Source organism: Salmonella sp. 741265055_HSA, assembly GCF_046569525.1.
GTDB lineage: Bacteria > Pseudomonadota > Gammaproteobacteria > Enterobacterales > Enterobacteriaceae > Salmonella > Salmonella enterica.
The window spans coordinates 42857-63533 of sequence record NZ_JBKFSQ010000024.1; the positions used below are offsets into that span (position 1 = coordinate 42857).

18 protein-coding genes and 4 tRNA genes are annotated in these 20677 nt (G+C 55.0%); 5 read left to right on the forward strand and 17 right to left on the reverse strand.

What is annotated here, in order from left to right:
- Window positions 1-24 precede the first annotated feature (24 nt).
- The 7 genes from ysgD to lptM all read right to left on the reverse strand — a co-directional run bounded on the left by ysgD (window position 25) and on the right by lptM (window position 6022).
- Entirely contained in the window at window positions 25-81 is a 57-nt protein-coding gene (ysgD, locus tag ACLD4K_RS14320) for a YsgD/CorL family protein (RefSeq protein ID WP_212723238.1), read from the reverse strand.
- A 259-nt stretch (window positions 82-340) separates the two neighbouring features.
- Window positions 341-2503: a DNA helicase II gene (gene uvrD / locus ACLD4K_RS14325; protein ID WP_000383436.1), complete on the reverse strand. Its 2163-nt coding sequence runs from the start codon at window positions 2501-2503 to the stop codon at window positions 341-343.
- Between the two features lie 135 nt (window positions 2504-2638).
- A complete protein-coding gene (yigB, locus tag ACLD4K_RS14330) occupies window positions 2639-3355 on the reverse strand; it encodes a 5-amino-6-(5-phospho-D-ribitylamino)uracil phosphatase YigB (RefSeq protein ID WP_001213560.1) in 717 nt (238 codons plus the stop codon).
- Window positions 3355-4257 carry a tyrosine recombinase XerC gene (xerC, locus tag ACLD4K_RS14335; RefSeq protein WP_046094703.1) on the reverse strand — a complete coding sequence of 301 codons (903 nt, stop codon included), beginning with the start codon at window positions 4255-4257 and terminating at the stop codon, window positions 3355-3357. The genes yigB and xerC overlap by 1 nt, the downstream gene beginning before the upstream one ends.
- Window positions 4254-4961, reverse strand: a complete 708-nt coding sequence (locus ACLD4K_RS14340; protein WP_000812763.1) for a DUF484 domain-containing protein — start codon at window positions 4959-4961, stop codon at window positions 4254-4256. Before ACLD4K_RS14340 ends, xerC begins: the two co-directional genes overlap by 4 nt.
- Complete coding sequence (gene dapF, locus ACLD4K_RS14345; protein WP_001160671.1) at window positions 4958-5782, reverse strand: diaminopimelate epimerase; 825 nt, start codon at window positions 5780-5782, stop codon at window positions 4958-4960. The genes ACLD4K_RS14340 and dapF overlap by 4 nt, the downstream gene beginning before the upstream one ends.
- Window positions 5783-5818: 36 nt before the next feature.
- Window positions 5819-6022: an LPS translocon maturation chaperone LptM gene (lptM, locus tag ACLD4K_RS14350; RefSeq protein WP_000799903.1), complete on the reverse strand. Its 204-nt coding sequence runs from the start codon at window positions 6020-6022 to the stop codon at window positions 5819-5821.
- A gap of 138 nt (window positions 6023-6160) precedes the next feature.
- Here lptM and cyaY point away from each other — a divergent pair, with 138 nt between their 5' ends.
- Entirely contained in the window at window positions 6161-6481 is a 321-nt protein-coding gene (gene cyaY, locus ACLD4K_RS14355; protein ID WP_076727615.1) for an iron donor protein CyaY, read from the forward strand.
- Window positions 6482-6558: 77 nt separating this feature from the next.
- Here the strand turns inward: cyaY and cyaA are convergent, their stop codons facing one another.
- The gene (cyaA, locus tag ACLD4K_RS14360) at window positions 6559-9105 is read right to left on the reverse strand and encodes a class I adenylate cyclase (protein WP_000281718.1); all 2547 of its coding nucleotides are present in this window, start codon (window positions 9103-9105) and stop codon (window positions 6559-6561) included.
- 376 nt (window positions 9106-9481) lie between these two features.
- Here cyaA and hemC point away from each other — a divergent pair, with 376 nt between their 5' ends.
- The 4 genes from hemC to hemY are packed head-to-tail and all read left to right on the forward strand — an operon-like array spanning window position 9482 to window position 13550.
- Window positions 9482-10423, forward strand: coding sequence for a hydroxymethylbilane synthase (gene hemC, locus ACLD4K_RS14365; RefSeq protein WP_411012040.1), 942 nt, complete (start codon window positions 9482-9484; stop codon window positions 10421-10423).
- Window positions 10420-11160: a uroporphyrinogen-III synthase gene (gene hemD, locus ACLD4K_RS14370; protein ID WP_411012041.1), complete on the forward strand. Its 741-nt coding sequence runs from the start codon at window positions 10420-10422 to the stop codon at window positions 11158-11160. The genes hemC and hemD overlap by 4 nt, the downstream gene beginning before the upstream one ends.
- A 21-nt stretch (window positions 11161-11181) precedes the next feature.
- Window positions 11182-12351, forward strand: a complete 1170-nt coding sequence (hemX, locus tag ACLD4K_RS14375; protein WP_411012042.1) for a uroporphyrinogen-III C-methyltransferase — start codon at window positions 11182-11184, stop codon at window positions 12349-12351.
- A 2-nt stretch (window positions 12352-12353) separates the two neighbouring features.
- Entirely contained in the window at window positions 12354-13550 is a 1197-nt protein-coding gene (hemY, locus tag ACLD4K_RS14380) for a protoheme IX biogenesis protein HemY (RefSeq protein WP_001546072.1), read from the forward strand.
- Window positions 13551-14131: 581 nt separating this feature from the next.
- Here hemY and ACLD4K_RS14385 read toward each other — a convergent pair.
- From ACLD4K_RS14385 to wzxE, 9 genes are all read right to left on the reverse strand, one after another.
- Window positions 14132-14208, reverse strand: a tRNA-Pro gene (locus ACLD4K_RS14385).
- 42 nt (window positions 14209-14250) lie between these two features.
- A tRNA-Leu gene (locus tag ACLD4K_RS14390) sits at window positions 14251-14337 on the reverse strand.
- 20 nt (window positions 14338-14357) lie between these two features.
- Window positions 14358-14433, reverse strand: a tRNA-His gene (locus ACLD4K_RS14395).
- A gap of 54 nt (window positions 14434-14487) precedes the next feature.
- A tRNA-Arg gene (locus tag ACLD4K_RS14400) sits at window positions 14488-14564 on the reverse strand.
- A 102-nt stretch (window positions 14565-14666) separates the two neighbouring features.
- Entirely contained in the window at window positions 14667-16052 is a 1386-nt protein-coding gene (thrP, locus tag ACLD4K_RS14405; protein ID WP_411012043.1) for a bifunctional threonine/serine APC transporter ThrP, read from the reverse strand.
- A 206-nt stretch (window positions 16053-16258) separates the two neighbouring features.
- A complete protein-coding gene (gene wecG, locus ACLD4K_RS14410) occupies window positions 16259-16999 on the reverse strand; it encodes a lipopolysaccharide N-acetylmannosaminouronosyltransferase (protein ID WP_411012044.1) in 741 nt (246 codons plus the stop codon).
- Window positions 16996-18354 carry an ECA oligosaccharide polymerase gene (gene wzyE / locus ACLD4K_RS14415; protein WP_411012045.1) on the reverse strand — a complete coding sequence of 453 codons (1359 nt, stop codon included), beginning with the start codon at window positions 18352-18354 and terminating at the stop codon, window positions 16996-16998. The genes wecG and wzyE overlap by 4 nt, the downstream gene beginning before the upstream one ends.
- Entirely contained in the window at window positions 18351-19430 is a 1080-nt protein-coding gene (locus ACLD4K_RS14420; RefSeq protein WP_411012046.1) for a TDP-N-acetylfucosamine:lipid II N-acetylfucosaminyltransferase, read from the reverse strand. The genes wzyE and ACLD4K_RS14420 overlap by 4 nt, the downstream gene beginning before the upstream one ends.
- Entirely contained in the window at window positions 19427-20677 is a 1251-nt protein-coding gene (gene wzxE, locus ACLD4K_RS14425) for a lipid III flippase WzxE (RefSeq protein ID WP_411012047.1), read from the reverse strand. The genes ACLD4K_RS14420 and wzxE overlap by 4 nt, the downstream gene beginning before the upstream one ends.

The following is a 20677-nucleotide window of genomic DNA, read 5'->3' on the forward strand; positions in this document are numbered from 1 at the left end:
GGCTATCAGCAAAAAGGGATAGCCTTAGGAGTTGATCCTGGATGACAGGATAATGAGCCAGTATCTACTGGGTGTGTCCAAGGCGAATGTCCTCTTAGCGTAATCGTGGGCGCATGTTACGCCAGCAAAAATTTGCCGTCAACACGCAACGAAACGCGAAAAAGCAATAATTTCCCCTTATGCAGAAAGGTTAGCAGAGTGAGAGTATTTATCTATGATTTCAGAATATTAACATCACTATATAGCCGGATGGCGGCTTCGCCTTATCCGGCCTACAAATCAAAATGTTAGCCAGCGCGTAGGCCGGATAAGAGGCGTCATCCGGCACTATGAGAGTCGGTCAAACCGTTTCCAGCTTCGCATACGCGGCAACCAGCCATTTGATCCCTTGCCCCTGAAAAGCCACCTGCAGCCGGCTATGCTCGCCGCTGCCCTCCAGGTTGACAATAGTTCCCTCGCCGAACTTCGCATGGCGCACGCGTTGGCCGAGTTTATAGCCTGTGTCGTTTTCCGCCAGCGGCGTTCCCATTCGTTGATGGCTCACTGGACGACTGACGGTGGCGCGCAGACGGACCTCTTCCACGCACTCCTCCGGCAGTTCGCCGATAAAACGCGACGGGCGATGGTAGACCTCTTTACCGTACAGACGACGCGTTTCCGCATAGGTTAACGTTAGTTTCTGCATGGCACGGGTAACGCCGACGTAGGCCAGACGACGCTCCTCTTCCAAACGCCCGCCCTCATCCAGCGACATCTGGCTGGGGAACATGCCCTCTTCCATGCCGACGATAAACACCTGCGGAAACTCCAGCCCTTTGGCCGAGTGCAGCGTCATCAGCTGCACCGCATCCTGCCAGGTATCTGCCTGCCCCTCGCCCGCTTCCAGCGCCGCGTGAGAGAGGAAGGCCTGCAACGGCATCAAATCTTCATCTTCGTCGTTGTAGCTGAACTGCCGCGTCGCCGTCACCAGTTCCTCTAAGTTTTCGATGCGCGTCTGGCCTTTCTCGCCTTTTTCTTGCTCATACATGGTGCGCAGGCCGGAATCTTTGATCACCCGGTCAGTCTGCACATGCAGCGGCATGTCGGCAGTTTCCTGCGCCAGAGCGTCGATCAGTTCCATAAAGCGTTGTAGCGCGCTGGCCGCACGCCCGGCCAGCGCTTTTTCCTGTAACAATTCACGGCACGCCTGCCACAATGTTAGCTGGCGATCGCGCGAGGTCTGGCGCACCACGTCCAGCGTGCGATCGCCGATGCCGCGCGTTGGGGTATTCACCACGCGTTCAAAGGCGGCATCATCGTTGCGATTGGCAATCAAACGCAGATAAGAGAGCGCATCTTTGATCTCCTGGCGTTCGAAGAAGCGCATACCGCCGTAAATCCGGTACGGCATACTGGCCTGTAATAACGCTTCTTCCAGCACGCGCGACTGGGCGTTGCTGCGATAAAGGATGGCGCATTGCGCAAGCGCGCCGCCGTTGTCCTGCCAGGTTTTGATACGGTTAACCACAAAGCGCGCTTCATCCAGTTCGTTGAAAGCGCAGTACAGAGATATCGGTTCGCCATCAACGCCGTCAGTCCACAGCTTTTTACCCAAACGCCCATTGTTATTCTCAATCAGAGCGTTCGCCGCGCTAAGGATGTTGCTGGTCGAACGGTAATTCTGCTCCAGACGAATGGTCTGCGCGCCGGGGAAATCATTGAGGAAGCGCTGGATGTTCTCTACCTGGGCCCCGCGCCAGCCGTAGATCGACTGGTCATCGTCGCCGACAATCATCACCTTACCGGTATCGCCCGCCAGCAGGCGAACCCAGGCGTACTGAATATTGTTGGTATCCTGGAATTCGTCCACCAGAATGTTAGTAAACCGCTCGCGATAGTGTTGCAGGATGTGCGGCTTGTTCAGCCATAGTTCATGAGCGCGCAGCAGTAGCTCGGCAAAATCCACCAGACCAGCGCGATCGCACGCTTCCTGATAGGCCTGATACACCTTCTGCCAGGTCTGCTCCACCGGGTTGCCATAGCTTTGGATATGGTGCGGGCGTAGCCCTTCGTCTTTCTGGCTATTGATGTACCACATCGCCTGACGCGGCGGCCACTGCTTCTCATCAAGATTCATCGCCTTAATCAGGCGTTTAAGCAAACGCATCTGATCTTCGCTGTCGAGAATCTGGAAATCCTGCGGCAAATTAGCGTCCATATGATGCGCGCGCAGCAGGCGGTGCGCCAGACCGTGGAACGTCCCTACCCACATTCCGCCCTGGCTGGTCCCCATCAACTGGCCAATACGATGGCGCATTTCCGCCGCCGCTTTGTTGGTAAAGGTCACCGCCATGATGGAGTATGGCGAGTTGTTTTCTACGCTCAGTAACCAGGCGATACGGTGCACCAGCACGCGGGTTTTCCCGCTTCCCGCGCCCGCCAACACCAGCATGTTGCTACGTGGCGCGGCCACCGCTTCGCGCTGTTTATCATTAAGGCTGTCGAGCAGGTAAGAAACGTCCATTGGCACCGCCGCGTAAAAACATGAAAACTAAAAACGCCCGGTGGCGCTTCGCTTACCGGGGCTACTTATCGTAGGGCGGATAAGCATAGCGCCATCCGCCAGAATAACTGGGAATTTATACAGAACTACTGGTGATTATATCAGCGAGGTGAGAGATGCCAACCGCGAAATTTCGATATGCGGCAGTAAACGGCTGTCCTGCGTCCGCATCAGGTCGGCATTTTCAGGTTTAATCCAGCAGGCCTGCATCCCACAGCGAATAGCGCCAGCCACATCGGTAGTCAGATCGTCGCCGACATGCAGGATCTCGCCGATCGGCACATGCAGTTTTTCCGCCGCCAGGAAATACATGTCGCTAAACGGCTTGGAACGTCCATCCGGGCCGGCGCGCAGTACAAACTTAAAGTAATCGCCGAGGCCAAACAGTTCCGGCTGGGCGTTGCCGTTAGTGATCGCCACCAGCGGCCATTTTTTCGCAAGCTGCTGTAACGTCTCATGGGTAGCCTGCGGAACCTCAATCTGGCTGCGCCATTTGGCAAAATGCATCATCGCCGCATTCGCGCCGGCAATGGCCTCCTGCGCCGATAATCCCGCATCCCGCATGGCCTGCTCTATCGCGCGATGGCGCCAGCGGGTAACGTCATGATAGATTTCCGGCTCCGCTTCACGCACCGCCTGCCGTATCCGCTGTAAATCGACGTTTTGAAACGAACGTAGCGACGGGTGATAATTTTGCATAAAAGCGAGCGCTTCCTGCTCAGTACGCAAAATCACCGGACGGTTATCATAAAGGGTATCATCCAGGTCAAAGGTGAGCGCGGCAATACGCCCCAAAGGCCGGTAAAAACGCATTATTTCCCCCGTTTAGCGCGCGGATGCGCCGCGTCGTACACTGAAGCAAGGTGTTGAAAATCAAGATGAGTATAAATTTGGGTGGTGGAAAGGTTGGCATGACCCAGCAGCTCTTGCACGCCGCGCAGATCGCCGCTCGATTCCAGCATATGGGTCGCGAACGAATGGCGCAGCTTATGTGGATGCACGTGGCTGTTTAGCCCCTGCTTTATGCCCCATTCGGCGAACCGTTTTTGGACATTGCGCGCGGAGATACGCTTGCCGAGCTTCGACAGGAATAACGCCTCTTCATCGCTGGCGAACAGTCCGCGCAGATCCAGCCAGTGCTCAATCCACGTCACCGCGTTACGGCCAATCGGCAGGCGTCGCTCTTTGCTGCCTTTACCCATTACCCACACTTCGCCGGTATCAAGATCGAGGTGCTTTATATCCAGGCCAACCAGTTCGGATAAACGCAGTCCCGCGCCGTACATGACCTCCAGCATCGCCCGGTCACGTACGGCGAGCGGATCGTTAAGATCGATGTCCAGCAGGCGGTTAACGTCGTCGACATCAATATTTTTCGGCAGATGACGCGGCGCTTTCGGTGCGGAGACGCCCTTCGCCGGGTTAGCTTTCAATTCGCCCTGACTGACTAACCAGTCAAAAAAGCTTCGCAATGCCGAGAGACGTAGCGCCAGACTGGCAGGGCCAAGCCCTTTGCGCCGACTGCGCACCGCAAAACTGCGCACAGTCGCAGCGTCACATTGTTGCCAGCTTTTCAGCCCGGTTTCTCCGGCTAAAGCGATAATGGCATCAAGCTGACGCTGGTAATTCAGCAGGGTAATGGGGCTAAGCTGGCGCTCCACGCCTAAATAGCGCAGGAACCGCGAGACATCCTGAGAAAGCGCGACATCCGTCATACGCGTTTAATCCAGCGTTCCAGCAGTTCCGGCAGCATCAGCGCGATCTCCTGTAAAAGCTGCGTCCCCTGTCCCGGCTGATAGTGGTGCGGGTCACGGCTGCTGAAGAGAATCACCCCGAGGTCGCCATCGCTGCCCATCATCGACATGGCTACCGAGCCTACAGCCTTCGCCTCCGGCAAGACCACCAGCAGTTCCGGGCCGTTTAGCGGGCCAAGATAATGCTGCGACTGCCCCAGCCGTTGAATACGCAGCGGCTCGAAGGCCTGACGGTTTAAAGCCAGATGCGTATAGCGCGATGGCGCGCCAAGACGCCACCGATCCGGGAACAAACGCAGCGTCGCGCCGGCAAGCCCCAAATCGCGCGCCCAGCGGTGAAACCGCACCAGCATCTCATCCAGACTATCCGCGGCGACCAGACGGCTTTGCAGATGCAGCAAGCGATAAAACAGGCTTTCATTGGCATGAGCCTGTTCCATCAGCAGCGTCATATTTTCTTCAAGCACATTGATGTGATTACGCGCGCGGGCCATATGCCACTCAACGAGCGAAACCGTTCCCCGCACGGGATGTGGAACACGCATCGCTTCCACGGCATGGGCGTTACGGATAAAAAACTCAGGGTGGTGGCGCAGATAATCGACGACCGCTCGATCGTCCAGTTCCGTGAGCGTTTCCTGTAGTTCTTCCTCTGGTTGCTTCATAAATGGATAAATCCGTCGTAGATATGTGCCGCCGGACCAGTCATGTATAACGGATGACCCGGACCTTTCCAGGCGATATCCAGCCGACCGCCCGGTAATTCCACGCGTACTTCTTCAGCCAGCAGCCCCTGCTGAATCCCCACGGCAACGGCAGCGCACGCGCCGCTGCCGCACGCGCGGGTCTCCCCTGCGCCGCGTTCATAGACTCGCAGCCGGATATGCTCGCGTCTTACAACCTGCATAAAACCGATGTTGGCGCGTTCCGGAAAACGCTCATGGCTTTCCAGAACCGGCCCCAGTGTTTCAACGGCCGCCGTGTCGACGTTATCAACCTGAATGACACAGTGCGGATTGCCCATTGAAACCACGCCGCACAGTATGGTCTGTTCCGCCGCTCGCATAATATACGTCTTTTCCGCTTTGTTGGCGCGAAAAGGCACCTGCGCGGGTTCAAAGTTTGGCTCCCCCATATTCACCCGCACCAGTTCATCTTCCGTGACGCTCAGTACCATCCGGCCATTCGCGGTACTGACCCGAATATCGCGTTTATTGGTTAGCCCTTTCAGGCGAACAAATCGCGCGAAACAGCGCGCGCCATTGCCGCACTGCGAGACTTCACTGCCGTCGGCGTTGAAGATGCGGTAATGAAAGTCCAACTCAGGATCATAGGGCGGCTCAACTACCAGCAGCTGATCGAACCCTACGCCCAGGTGTCTGTCGGATAGCCGACGAATCAGTTCCGGCGAAAAAAAGACATTCTGCGTTACCGCGTCAACGACCATAAAATCGTTGCCAAGGCCATGCATTTTAGAGAATTGCATCATTCACTCCGTTCACGCGGGGACAGAAAACTATCCTCAGTAATTGACCTGGGACGGGCCATCTCCCGTTGCGCGATCGTTCTTATCGGGCATCGTGGACTGCGTTTGCGAATCGACTTTTTTCGTCGGCGGCGGCGCATTTTTATCGGCTGGCGGGAAATAAAGCGGCCCTTTCAAACCGCAGCCCGTCAGGCTGAACAGAGTCAGAAGTACAGCGAGTGTCTTAAACACGTTTTTCATTATGGATTGCCTGTAAGTTCATGCTTTCTATTTTCTATCATCGCAGGAGAAGGCGTAAAAGCAAGCGTTTGGCGGTAAACTGCAACGCCTTTTGTTCCAGGTTATACTGCCGCCATCACGAAAAAACGGGAAACGACAATGAACGACAGTGAATTTCATCGCCTGGCTGACGCCCTGTGGCTCACCATTGAAGAACACCTCGATAACTGGGACGGCGATAGCGATATCGACTGCGAAATCAACGGTGGCGTGCTGACCCTCAGCTTTGAGAACGGCAGTAAGATCATTATTAACCGTCAGGAGCCGCTGCACCAGGTGTGGCTGGCGACCAAACAGGGCGGCTATCACTTTGACCTGAAAGGCGACGAGTGGGTTTGCGATCGCAGCGGCGAAACCTTCTGGGATCTGCTGGAGCAGGCGGCGACGCAGCAGGCGGGTGAAAAGGTGAGTTTTCGTTGATTTATTTGCCGGATGCGCTTTGCTTATCCGGCTTACTGTAGGCCCGGTAAGGCGTAGCCGCCACCGGGCGAAAATCCTCAGGAGAAATACTGCTGCAATAGCGGCGCGTCATGATCCTGGTTTGCTGGCGGCACGGTGTTGATAGGCTGCGTACGGAATGGGATCACCTGCGCGCGGCCATCGGTTTTCACTATCTGGTAGAACTGCGGCAGGTTAAAGTTGATAAAGCTGGAGCCATACGTGAAGCGATCGTGCGATGACGAATAGAAGCGACTGACGTCGCGCACCAGTTCTTCCTTGCTACCTTCGCAGTGGTGATACACTTCCGCCCGGTTACTTTCATCCAGAATATAAATATTAAAGCCTTTCTCATCACCCGTTTCTTCAAAGAAGAACTGGATAATCCCTTCGCTGGCGAAGCCATCCACCACTGACGGCAATTTCACCTGGTTGGTTTCCACCTGTACCGACAGCCCGTGCAGCTTGTTATGCGAAATCGCGCCGTAGAATTCGATAGCGTTCTCCAGCTTCTGCACCGAGACATTCAAGCGTTCGAAGAATAGTCCCCACGTCTGCCCGGAAACCCGCAGCGCCTTGAATCGACCGGTCTCCTGACGGGTGCTGGAAAGACGTAGCTCGATACATTCGGAGACCAGTTGCTGCACGCGGGTGCGAATCAGACCGCGAAGATGCTGACTGTAGCAGAACACCTCCACGCTATCCGGCGGCGCAGCATCCTGGTGCATTTTCCCCAGAATCGTTTTCAGCGCTTCGATCATCGCCTGCTCGCCGTTAAAGTGCAGAGTACGCACTTCGTTCCACGAGTTGCGATATAACAAGTCGATACTGCCTATCAGACAGTTTTGCTCTTCGCCAAAGCTGAAAACGTCCAGCTTACGGAAGTCAAAATGGACCACTTTATTGCGAAACGCCGCCGTCGGGTCATATTCGAGGTTAACGATAATCGCCAGATGGCGAATTTCACAGGGGCTGTAGAGCGCTTTCGGCGTTGGAGCAGGCAAGCGCAGCGGGAAATGGTGCGAAACATCGGCGACCATCTCCTGCAACTTAGGCAGGTCGACAATACCGTTGCCCTTAATAAACAGATGCGTTCGCGACGTCAGCAGGCCGTTGAACCACGCCCACGCGACCAGCTTATTAAGATAACGGTTATATTCCAGCGGCTGATGGCTGATGATGGAATCCATGTTCGGCGCGCGGTTGTAGAGATACCAGCCTGAACGGTTGGCGCGTCCCGGCGGCACATGGATAAAGGTTAAATTCGGCTCGGACAGATCCGGCGATATCTGCGGGTTCACCAGCGTGACTTTACCCGGCAACGCTTCAAACGCCGCGTACAGCTTACGCGTCAGTACGCCGATATCCTGCGGGCTGGCACTCACGCTGAGGTTGTTGCGCCGCGCAAAGCGAATCAGATTACGATAGCTTTGCATCATGGCGTCGAGCAATTCGTTGTGGGCTTCGCGCACCTGATCGATTTTCCAGTTTGCGCGATTATCGAGCATGGTCAGACGCGCGTCGTCCCATCCCCACTCGCTGACTAACTGGCTTAATACTTCCCGACGCCAGCCTACGCAGGCGCGCTCGCGACTTAATTTCTCGCACACTTTCAGGTAAAAGCAGCGGCGGACTAAATCCAGCCGCGTCGGATCTTCAATCGCCGTCAGGTATTCAGTGACCCGTTCCAGCATCATGCAGTAGGGATCGAGTCCAAACGATACGATTTCACCGTCATGCAGACGTTGTTTAATATCTTTCGCCAGCAGACGTGGGTTGGGATATTCCCATGAGTAGGCTTCCAGCAGCAGCGTTTTCAGCACCGCTTTGTACGGCGAGTCAATACTCTTGTATAGCTGCCACAGGCTGGCGCCAAAGTACTCTTCGGCGGAGAGCGAGCTTAAGCCCCCCAGATCCAGCCATTCGTTTGGCGTTAATACGCCCTGCGCGTAGAGCGTCATGACATAGTCGTCGTAATGCTCTTCTTCGTCGCACGGCACCATACTCCACAGGATACGCTTCCCGGCCAGGCGCACAGCGGTACGATAAAACTCATCAAGCAACAGGATATGCTGCGTAGAACCACAGTCTTCCCCGCCCAGACTGCCGCTTTCGTTATGGCGGAAACGGTTCTCGTCGATCAGGAAGAAGCTCACCTCAACGCCAAGCGAGGCGGCCCAGCTTTCCAGCAGGCTACACTTACGTTGCAGCAACTGACGCTCTTCGCCGTCGAGCCAGGACTGATGGCACACCCAGATATCCAGGTCGGACGAGCAGCTCTGCCCGACCGAGGAGGTGCTGCCCATGGTGTAAACACCGGTAATCGGCAGCTCGCCCTTCGGCGGATCCTGCGGCGTCATACCGCGGTACAGCTCAAGTTCGTTCAGATAGTGGCGTTGGGTTTCATCAGGCGTGTAGAAGCAAATACCGCTGGGAACGTTACCATCAAGGTAACCCGGCATCAGTGGATGGTGATAGTGCAATAATGTCGGCAGAAGACTGTAAACCTGCTGAAAAGCAGGTCCCATGGCAGCAAGCGCGCGATCCACACGCAGTTGATTTATGGCATCCAGTCTCTGTTTCAGAGTCTCAATATAGAGGTACAAGACGTATCGCCTGATGTTGCTACCCGTCATGGTGCAGGTCAGTACTTGACCGTCGCCATTCGGGATAAACCGTATGTCAAAAATAACCGTTACCCTTTCTCGCCTGCATATTTTTATCTAATACCGACGAAAAAATGGTCTAAAACGTGATCAATTTAACACCTTGCTCATTGACCGTAAAGAAAGATGCGCTACATACAAGTGTAGCACCGTTCGCTGCGTGTAAATTCTTAAATACGGGCTGGCGGTTTCTCGTCATTATTCACTGTCATTGACGACACTGCGCCTTATCCTCTCACTCACGGTGACCGGAAAACTAACATACTCTCTATAAGGATGTTAGGATGGTCAATGATTGATAATGACGGTAACAAGCATGTTAGACAATGTTTTAAGAATTGCCACACGCCAAAGTCCCCTTGCGCTTTGGCAGGCACATTATGTCAAAGACGCATTGATGGCAACCCATCCGGGACTGACGGTAGAACTGGTGCCGATGGTCACACGCGGCGACGTGATTCTCGATACTCCCCTGGCGAAAGTGGGCGGTAAGGGACTGTTTGTTAAAGAGCTTGAAATCGCGCTGCTGGAAAAACGCGCTGATATCGCCGTGCACTCTATGAAAGACGTTCCGGTGGCCTTCCCGGACGGTCTCGGTCTGGTGACCATTTGCGAGCGCGAAGATCCGCGCGACGCGTTTGTCTCGAATAAATATCACAGTCTGGACGATCTGCCCGCGGGTAGTATCGTCGGGACGTCCAGTTTGCGTCGCCAGTGTCAACTGGCGGAACGCCGTCCGGACCTCATTATCCGTTCGTTGCGCGGCAACGTCGGCACACGTCTCGGCAAGCTGGACAACGGCGACTATGACGCCATTATCCTGGCCGTGGCCGGTCTGAAACGCTTAGGTCTGGAGTCGCGCATTCGCACAGCCTTGCCGCCCGACGTTTCGCTTCCTGCCGTAGGCCAGGGTGCCGTCGGGATTGAGTGTCGTCTTGACGACGCGCGAACACAGGCGCTGCTCGCACCGTTGAATCACCCGCAAACCGCGCTGCGCGTAACGGCGGAACGCGCTATGAACACCCGCCTGGAAGGCGGTTGTCAGGTGCCGATTGGCAGCTATGCAGAAATCATCAACGGTGAAATTTGGTTACGCGCGCTGGTTGGCGCGCCGGACGGTTCGGTGATGGTGCGCGGCGAACGTCGTGGTTCTCCCGAGCAGGCGGAGCAAATGGGCATCTCGCTTGCAGAGGAACTGCTGGAAAACGGCGCGCGCGCGATTCTGACGGAAGTTTATAACGGCGAGACGCCCGCATGAGTATTCTGATCACCCGCCCCTCTCCCGCAGGGGAAGCGTTAGTGAGCCGTCTGCGCGCACTGGGGCAGGTGGCCTGGAGTTTTCCACTGATTGAATTTGTCGCCGGTCGGGAGCTACCCACCCTGGCCGACCGCCTGGCGACGCTCGCGGAAAACGATCTGGTTTTTGCCCTTTCACAGCACGCCGTCGCCTTTGCTCACGCCCAGCTCCAGCGGGATGGCCGAAACTGGCCTGCGTCGCCGCGCTATTTCGCGATTGGCCGCACCACGGCGCTCGCCCTTCATACCGTTAGCGGGTTCGATATTCGTTATCCATTGGATCGGGAAATCAGCGAAGCCTTGCTACAATTACCTGAATTACAAAATATTGCGGGCAAACGCGCGCTGATTTTGCGTGGCAATGGCGGCCGCGAACTGCTGGGCGAAACCCTGACAGCTCGCGGAGCCGAAGTCAGTTTTTGTGAATGTTATCAACGATGTGCGAAACATTACGATGGCGCGGAAGAAGCGATGCGCTGGCATACTCGCGGCGTAACAACGCTTGTTGTTACCAGCGGCGAGATGTTGCAACAGCTCTGGTCGCTGACTCCCGAGTGGTATCGTGAGCACTGGTTACTACGCTGTCGGCTATTGGTCGTCAGTGAACGTCTGGCGCACCTCGCCCGGGAACTGGGCTGGCAAGATATTAAGGTCGCTGATAACGCCGACAACGATGCGCTGTTGCGCGCATTACAATAACTCTCATAATGGGATGCCATAATGACGGAACAAGAAAAATCCTCCGCCGTGGTTGATGAGACCAGGGAGAGCGTGGAAACCACGCCACAGCCAGTTAATACCGAGAAAAAAAGTAAGAACGGCGCCGCGCTGGTATTAAGCGCGGTGGCGATCGCGATTGCCGTGGCGGCAGGTATTGGGCTTTATGGCTGGGGGAAACAGCAAGCAACCGCGCAAACGGAAACCAGCGATGCGCTGGCGACGCAACTGACCGCCTTGCAAAAGGCGCAGGAGAGCCAAAAAGCGGAGCTGGAAGGGATTATCAAAAAACAAGCGGCGCAGTTAGATGACGCGAATCGCCAACAGGCAGCGCTGGCGAAACAGCTTGATGAAGTACAACAAAAAGTCGCCACTATTTCCGGCAGCGATGCTAAAACCTGGCTGCTGGCGCAGGCTGATTTCCTGGTGAAACTCGCCGGACGCAAGCTGTGGAGCGATCAGGACGTCACTACCGCCGCTGCGCTGCTCAAAAGCGCTGACGCCAGTCTGGCGGACATGAATGACCCCAGCCTGATTACCGCACGACGCGCGATTACTGACGATATCGCCAGCCTGTCATCCGTTGCGCAGATCGACTACGACGGCATTATTCTCAAGCTCAATCAGCTCTCTAACCAAATCGATAACCTGCGTCTGGCGGATAACGATACCGATGGTTCGCCGATGGATTCAGACAGCAGCGAGCTGTCCAGCTCGCTAAGCGAATGGCGCGTTAACCTGCAAAAAAGCTGGCAGAACTTTATGGACAGCTTTATTACCATTCGCCGCCGCGATGATACCGCTGTACCGCTGTTGGCGCCCAACCAGGACGTCTATTTACGCGAAAATATTCGCTCTCGCCTGTTAGTCGCCGCGCAGGCCGTGCCACGCCATCAGGAAGAAACATACCGTCAGGCGCTGGATAACGTTTCGACCTGGGTTCGCGCTTATTACGATACTGACGACGCCGCGACAAAAGCCTTCCTGGAGGAGGTCGATAAATTAAGCCAGCAAAATATCACGATGGATCTGCCGGAAACCCTGGAAAGCCAGGCGATTCTTGAAAAACTGATGCAAACCCGCGTGCGTAATCTGCTGGCGCAACCGACAGTCTCTACGGCAGCGCCTGCCACGCAGACAGACGCTCCGGCAGCCGCGCCGCAAGGAGAATAATGATGCTAAAAGTATTATTGCTCTTTGTGTTGTTGCTCGCGGGTATCGTGGTCGGCCCGATGATAGCCGGTCACCAGGGCTATGTGTTAATCCAGACCGATAACTACAACATTGAAACCAGCGTCACCGGACTGGCGATCATTCTCATCGTCGCTATGGTGGTGCTATTCGCCATTGAGTGGTTGCTACGCCGTCTGTTTCGTACCGGCGCGCACACCCGCGGTTGGTTTGCCGGCCGTAAACGCCGTCGCGCCCGCAAGCAGACCGAACAGGCGCTGCTGAAGCTGGCGGAGGGCGACTATCAGCAGGTTGAAAAGCTGATGTCAAAAAATGCCGACCATGCTGAACAACCGGTGGTAAATTATCTGCTGGCGGCAGAAGCGGCGCAGCAGCGCGGTGATGAAGCGCGCGCTAATCAGCACCTTGAACGTGCGGCAGAGCTGGCGGGGAACGACACCATCCCGGTCGAGATCACGCGCGTGCGCTTACAGCTGGCGCGCAATGAAAATCACGCGGCGCGTCACGGCGTGGACAAACTGCTGGAGGTCACGCCGCGTCACCCGGAAGTTCTGCGTCTGGCGGAACAGGCCTATATTCGCACCAGCGCATGGAGTTCTTTACTGGATATCATCCCATCCATGGCGAAAGCGCACGTCGGCGATGAAGCGCATCGTGCCATGCTCGAACAACAGGCGTGGATAGGACTCATGGATCAGGCGCGCGCCGAGCAGGGCAGCGAAGGATTACGCACCTGGTGGAAAAACCAAAGCCGTAAAACCCGCCATCAGGTGGCGCTGCAGGTCGCAATGGCCGAGCATCTGATCGAATGTGACGATCATGATATGGCGCAGCAGATTATCATCGACGGTCTGAAACGCCAGTATGACGATCGGCTGGTGCTGCCCATTCCTCGCCTCAGAACCAATAATCCGGAACAACTGGAGAAAGTGCTGCGCCAGCAAATCAAGACGGTAGGCGATCGCCCGCTGTTATGGAGCACGCTCGGCCAGTCGCTAATGAAACACGGTGAATGGCAGGAGGCGACTCTGGCTTTCCGCGCCGCGCTGAAACAACGCCCGGACGCGTATGATTATGCCTGGCTTGCCGATGCGCTTGATCGACTGCATCAACCGGAAGAGGCCGCCGCCATGCGGCGCGACGGCCTGATGCTGACATTACAGAACAATCCCCCGCAGTAATTCCCTCTTGCCCGGTGGCGCTTCGCTTACCGGGCTTACCGCCTACACAAAATCATTCGGGATGCATAAAAAAACGCCTGCCCGGTTAAGGGGCAGGCGTCAAAACAGGTCTGTATGACAACATAAAGGGGTGCTTCACTCAACGTTGTGTCCAGGGTGTTTGATGAGGCGTAAGCGACATCTGTCAGTGGACGATAAGCACCGTAAACGGCTCTGCATCATTCCTGAGTTTATGAGGCCAGAAGGCGAACATAAGAGATGGAATGAGCATCTACCCGTACATTATTGCACATAACGTGCCATCTTTGCACCGCTAAAAAACAGGCGCAGGCGTTAAAAAAACGTAGAGAATTCACGCGATTGACATCCCCCCGCCGCTGGCGAGGTTTTAGCGTGTCGCCCGGCGGAGACAGAACAGGATGCTTTTTATAAAGTGATTATAAATCAATAGATTATTCGTCACCGAATAGCGACAAATGAAGCCTGGGATATCGCCAATAAACCATAATGGCAACACGTGCGGGATAAGTAGTTGAAAATGGACAGAAAACAAAAAACCCCGCCGAAGCGGGGTTCAAAATTGGTCGGCGAGAGAGGATTCGAACCTCCGACCCACTGGTCCCAAACCAGTTGCGCTACCAAGCTGCGCTACTCGCCGAAATACTGCTTTTTTGAATTTTTAGTTCAATTCATTGAGTCGTGGTGCGAGGGGGGGGACTTGAACCCCCACGTCCGTAAGGACACTAACACCTGAAGCTAGCGCGTCTACCAATTCCGCCACCTTCGCGTTTCACAACTCTATATTAATGGGGTGGCTAATGGGATTCGAACCCACGACAACTGGAATCACAATCCAGGGCTCTACCAACTGAGCTATAGCCACCACTGAAACTTTTTACGCGGTATTAAACCACCGCAGCTCAAGCACCTAAATAAATGGTACGCCCGACAGGATTCGAACCTGAGACCTCTGCCTCCGGAGGGCAGCGCTCTATCCAGCTGAGCTACGGGCGCTTAGCGCCGTTGCGGGGGTGGATAATACGGACTTCACACCCCGCTGTCCAGTGCCTTTTTAAATAAAATGCGCGTTTGGTTATGCTTTGCGCATTTTGGCGCTTATTCCCCCACCTTGTGGGCGGTTCCGTGACGATTCAGACCGAAAACTTTGTAGACCAGCGTGACGGCCAGCAGGAAGATGACGCCGACAAACAGCGACATGCGCGTATCTTCATTAAAGTACATGCCGATTAAAACGCAAACCAGAAACGCCATCGTCAAATAGTTCGCCCACGGGAACATAATGGAACGAAAAGGATGATCCGCAATCGCTTCTTTATGCGCCCGGCGAAAGCGCAGTTGGCTAATCAGAATGACAAACCACGGCACCATCCCCGGCAGTACGCTGGCGCTATAAACGTAAACAAAGACGCGCTGCGGATTGGGGATGATGTAGTTCAGGCAAGAACCTACCAGCAAAATCAAAATAGAGAGCGCCACGCCCGCGACCGGCACACCGTGGCGAGAGACTTTCGCGACTGCCGCCGGCAGTTGACGGTTTTTCGCCAGCGCGTAAAGCATACGCCCACAGCTATACATTCCGCTGTTACAGCCGGAGAGCGCCGCCGTCAGCACGACAAAGTTGATAATGCCCGCCGCGGCGGTGATGCCGATTTTCGCGAAGGTGAGCACAAAGGGACTGCCGTTGCTGCCAATCTCATTCCACGGGAAAATGGTGACGATCACGAAAATCGCGCCAACATAAAAAATCAGGATACGCCACAGCACTTTACCCACCGCGCTACGCAACGTCACCTGCGGATTCTTCGCTTCACCGGCGGTAATACCGATCAACTCAACCCCCTGATAAGAGGCCACCACGATACATAATGCGGTCAGAAAGCCTTTCCAGCCGCCGGCAAAAAAGCCGCCATGCTCGGTCAGATTACCAAAGCCAATCGCCTGGCTGCCGTTACCAAAGCCGAAGAAAATCACCCCCAGACCGATGATGATCATCACAATAATCGTGGTGACTTTGATCATCGCAAACCAGAATTCGATTTCACCATACAGGCGCACCGCAGCCAGATTCGCCAACGCGACCAGTCCGACGGCAATCAGCGCCGGTATCCACTGCGCCATCTCCGGAAACCAGAACTGGACGTAGACCCCAATGGCGGTAATTTCCGAGATCCCGACCGCCATCCACATAAACCAGTATGACCAGGCGGTAAGATAGCCAAAAAAAGGACTCATATACCGGTGGGCGTACACGGCAAAGGAGCCGGTAACAGGTTCCAGAAAGAGCATCTCCCCCATCGAACGCATAATGAAAAAGACGAACAATCCGGCGATGATATACGCCAGCAGCACTGACGGGCCCGCCCATTTCAGCGTACTGGCGGCGCCCATAAAGAGTCCGACGCCGATGGTGCCCCCGAGGGCAATCAATTCAATATGACGAGCTTCCAGCCCACGCTGTAGCTCCGGTTTTTTCTCTGCCATAAATCCTCATGTCGTGTTTGCAACGGTTCCGGTAGTACCGGTTATTGTTATGGGTACATCGATTGTTGCGAATATTTTCTTAAATTTGGACAAATGGCAAATGGAGCATTAAAAAAATGCACTTATTGTGTAAGAAATCATCGATTATGTTGTAAATGAGCAGCGCCATAAGCACAATCCGCTGCTCAAGTCATCAGAAGGGAGAATTAGAGATCGCCAGTATAGTGCCAGCGAAGGTAGCGCAGCAGGCGCATCTGGCGGGTAATACGCCTCGGTTGAGAAAGCAGACGATACAACCACTCCAGCCCCAGGTTCTGCCATATTTTTGGGGCGCGTTTGACGTGACCGGTAAACACATCATAGGTACCGCCCACCCCCATATATAGCGCATGGGGATGCACTTCCCGACAATCGCGCATGAGCAATTCCTGTTTTGGCGATCCCATCGCGACGGTGACAATTTTCGCGCCGCTGGCATGGATACGCGCAAATAGCGCCTGACGCTGCTCCGGCGTAAAGTAACCATCCTGGCTACCCACAATATTGACGTTCCACTGCGTCCGCAGTTTTGCTTCCGTCTGCGCCAGCACCTCAGGCTTGCCGCCGACAAGAAATACCGGCGTGCCTTCTTTACCCGCGCGCGCCATTAACGCTTCCCAAAGGTCGGCGCCAGCCACACGAGAAACCTGCGCCTGCGGAAATTTTTTACGTATTGAACGCACCACGCTGATGCCATCGGCATATTTAAATTCCGCCGCCGCTATCAACGCGCGGACTTCCGGATTATCTTCCGCCGTCAGCAGCTTTTCGGCGTTGATCGCCACCAACGTGCCTTGCTTCAGTTGTCCATCGGCAAACAGATAATTCAGCGCATGTGACATGTCGCGCCAGCCAATCAGAGGTAATCCACGCAGCAAGTAAAGGGGCGCAGCGGCATTGTTGGTCATAGTTTTCCTTCCACCTGTGCCTGAGGGAGCGAAGTTGTACGTTTATGAATCAGTCCGGCGCTATCAAATAACCAGAACAGAAGCTTAGCGACCAGCAGGCTGGCGCCAAAAACCACCAGGAAGAAAACCACGCGCGAAACAAACGAATCCAGCCCTTCTCGCGCCAGCACAATCATATTAAAGATGGCGCCAAAGCAGAAACTGTGCAGAATCGCCGCCTTATAACGATTGGGCTCCCGGTTACCCAGTTCATACAGCCAGTCGAACCATTTGATAATCAACCCGACGACGATCGCGCCGAGCGGAATAAACAGCGCCCCGCCCATGACCACCAGCGATCCGATAAGCGTTGGCGATATCGCCAGGCCAGAATGGTTGTTCAGGACTTCCCAGGTGAAGTAATTCGCAGAATTCAGCACGATACTGGGTCGTCCCGGCCATAACCAGGTGGGAATAAAGACGTAGAAATCACGCACGATAGGGGCCAGCCCCTGAAAATCAATATTGTGGTAATATTGCAACAGCAGCGCCAGATTCTCCCACGGCGAAAAGGTATCGCGCGTCAGATAAAGAAACGTATAGAACGCCTCATCGCCGCTCACATTTAATCCGTAGCGTTTGAGCGCCAGCCAGAACATACCGACAATCCCCAGCACGCCCGCCGCCACCAGCATCCACAGGCTGATCCAGCCCCGAATAATGCCGATAAACAGGAAGATAGCAAACGCAATAATGATGTTGGCGCGCGTGCCGCCGACAATCATGTAGGTCAACAGGCCAAACGCGACGGTGCTCACCAGAAAGAACAGCCACGCTTTGCTGTCCTGGCGCAGGAAATAGACCACCAGCATCGCCGGAATGAAGAAATAGAAGAACCGTTTTAACGCCACGCCGGAGACTTCGCTGGAAAAGATCTGGCTGTAGGAGTGCAGCCGGAACAGCAAAAAGCCGTTATGCATAAAGAAAATCGCCACGCTCACCAGCGCGATGCCCATCAGGATCACCCAGGTAAGGTGGGTTTCCACCCGGTTCATGGTAAATAGCGGCTTGCGTGGTACATCCACAACGCGTTTGCGTAAACGCGTTTTATAGGTCACGTAATACACGCCGTAGAAACAGGCGGCGGATAATAGAGCCTGCAATAAGATTTCCGGCGGCGCGACGCCAACGTCGAAACGAAATACCAGCACGCTGGTTAGCGGAAAACCAAAAAAGAAGGTCAACAAAAACAGCAACGAAAAGAAAACGTTGAAGTTAAAACGCACGCGGCGGAATTCAAACCAGGTCAGCGTGGCGATAAACAGCGTAGAGAGCAGCCAGACCACCAGCAGCCCGCTGAATTGCATTAAACTCATTCGGCTTCTCCTGCGGCGATTCTCAACGCATTATGCCACGGTTGCAGGTAGTTGGGGCTAAAGAAGGTGATGCCGCTTTTATCTACCGATGCGAGCTGACGCTGCGCCTCGCGCACGACCTGCTCATTAAGATCGTCCGTGGTAAACAGGACGGGCAGATGCTGTTCCGCCATATCCTGCCAGAAAGGATTGTCGCGATTCAACACGCACGGGATATCGGCCTGAATTAGCAGACACAACGTCCCGATCCCCTGTTGGCGGGCGAAAATAAAATAACCGAGGTCGCACTGGCGCAACAGCGCAAGATAGGCATCAAATTCCATTTTTTCGCTAAGAATTTGTAGATTTTCGGCGCTAAATAGCGCCAGACCGGCCTGACGAACCTCATCAATATAGGCCTGGTTATTGGCCGGATAGCCCATCGGCACCACCACGTTTACCGTATCACCAAACTGCTGATACACCGCCCGTAATGCCGCAATATGTTGGTTACTGCGATCGCCGGAGTTCCCTACCAAAATGGTCAATTTCCCCGCACGTTGGCGCTCTTTTGCCACAGCATTCAGGGAAGGGTCCATGCGCGTCGGGAAATAGAGCAACTCGCCGCGTACGCCCGGGTGCTGGCGCGCAAAATAGCTGAGATCGCCGCGCGTCGCGAATACGCCCCCTACTCGTCCCTGCGCGATACGACGAAGCGGGTAGAAAAGACGGAATTTCAGCCCGTGGGACACTTCGTAGAGATCCGCGCCCCAGATATGCCAGTAAAACTGAGCTGGCTTAATACCGCCGCTTAACAGCGCCAGCCACAGGCTGGTGTTGAACTGACCGTGAAAGAAGAATCTCTGTCGACGATTTGCTTTCGCTTTGGCGATCACCGCCTGCGCCAGCGCTTTCTTACTGCCATAAAAACGAAGCGAGAGCGCCGGACAGCTTTCCGTGAAGCCGTTATCTTCGCCAGCAACCATAAATTCGCGCGCGTGCTCGCTTGTGGCGGCCAGCGTATCATTGAAAAACCGCAGCACGGTGTGGTTATGGTGAGGGATATCCGATCCCAGGACGTGAATCAGTACAGTCATGCTCGCCTACGCCAGAGTAAAAATACGCCGCAACAAAGTGAAAAATAGACAATATAGGTGGCCATATAAGCCTGTGCCGCGCCCAGCGCGCCGTGAGCGGGAATCAGCCAGTGAGCGAACGCCGTTAACAGAATGAACTGGCTAATTTCGGCCAGAATGTAAAATCGCAACGACGCTTTAGCAATCACCACATAACCGAAAACATAGGCGCCAACTTTCAGCACGTCGCCCACTAACTGCCAGGCGAACAGATCGCGCATCGCGGTGAATTTGGCGGAAAAAAGCAGCCAGATAGCAAAATCGCGCAGTAGCCAGACGGTAAAACTCGCCGCCGCGACCGCCGGTAAAACAAATTTCAGCGCTTTTACCACTTCACGCGTAATGTCCTGTTTTTCCGTCAGGCGTGAGAGCGTGGGTAACAGGTAAACGCTGAAGGAGGCGGTGATAAATTGCAGATAGGCGTCAGAAATACTGCTCACGCCCTGCCAGATCCCGACATCGCTCCAGCTATAGTGCGCGGCCAGTTGGTTTCGCATCATCACATAGGCGACCGGCATCGTAACGGAGGTAATCAGCGCCATCAGGGTAAATTTACTGAGCTGCCCTGCCAGACCGTTATCCCAGGAGGGCTTGAGATAGCGTAGCGGGACGGTGCCGCGCTTAATCAGTATTATACCGGCAGGCACTACCACCAGCGCCGGCACCAGCGCCAGGCCAAGCAGAGCGCCTTCATAGCCGCCGACACGGTAGCAGAGATACCAGGCGGCGACGCCCAAAAAGCTGCCGACAATTAACGATAAGGCATTACCCGACGCGTCACGAAAGCCCTTCATTAGCGCCAGCAGCAGGTTCGCCCAGGCGATCCCCATTTGTACCAGCGCAACCAGACGCACCAGCCCTTGATAGTCCGTATGACCGAACAGTCCCTGGCTAATCGGCGCCGCCGCCAGCAGGAAGACCAGCGCCAGCAGCGTAGAGAACCCCAATACCATCGCGGAGGAGGTTCCCACCACGGTACGTAACTGCGCCGGGTCATCATGATGTTGTGCGACGAGTTTGGTAACGCCGTTAAATATCCCCGCGCCAGCCAATACGCCCAGCACGGTGATCATCTGGCGGAAGTTACCCGCTTGTCCGACGCCCGCCGGACCAAAAGAGACGGCCAGTAGTTTCACCACCAGCAGTCCGGCGCCAATTTTTACCAGCGTACTGACCGCCGTCCACAGGGAGGCTTTAGCAAGCGACAT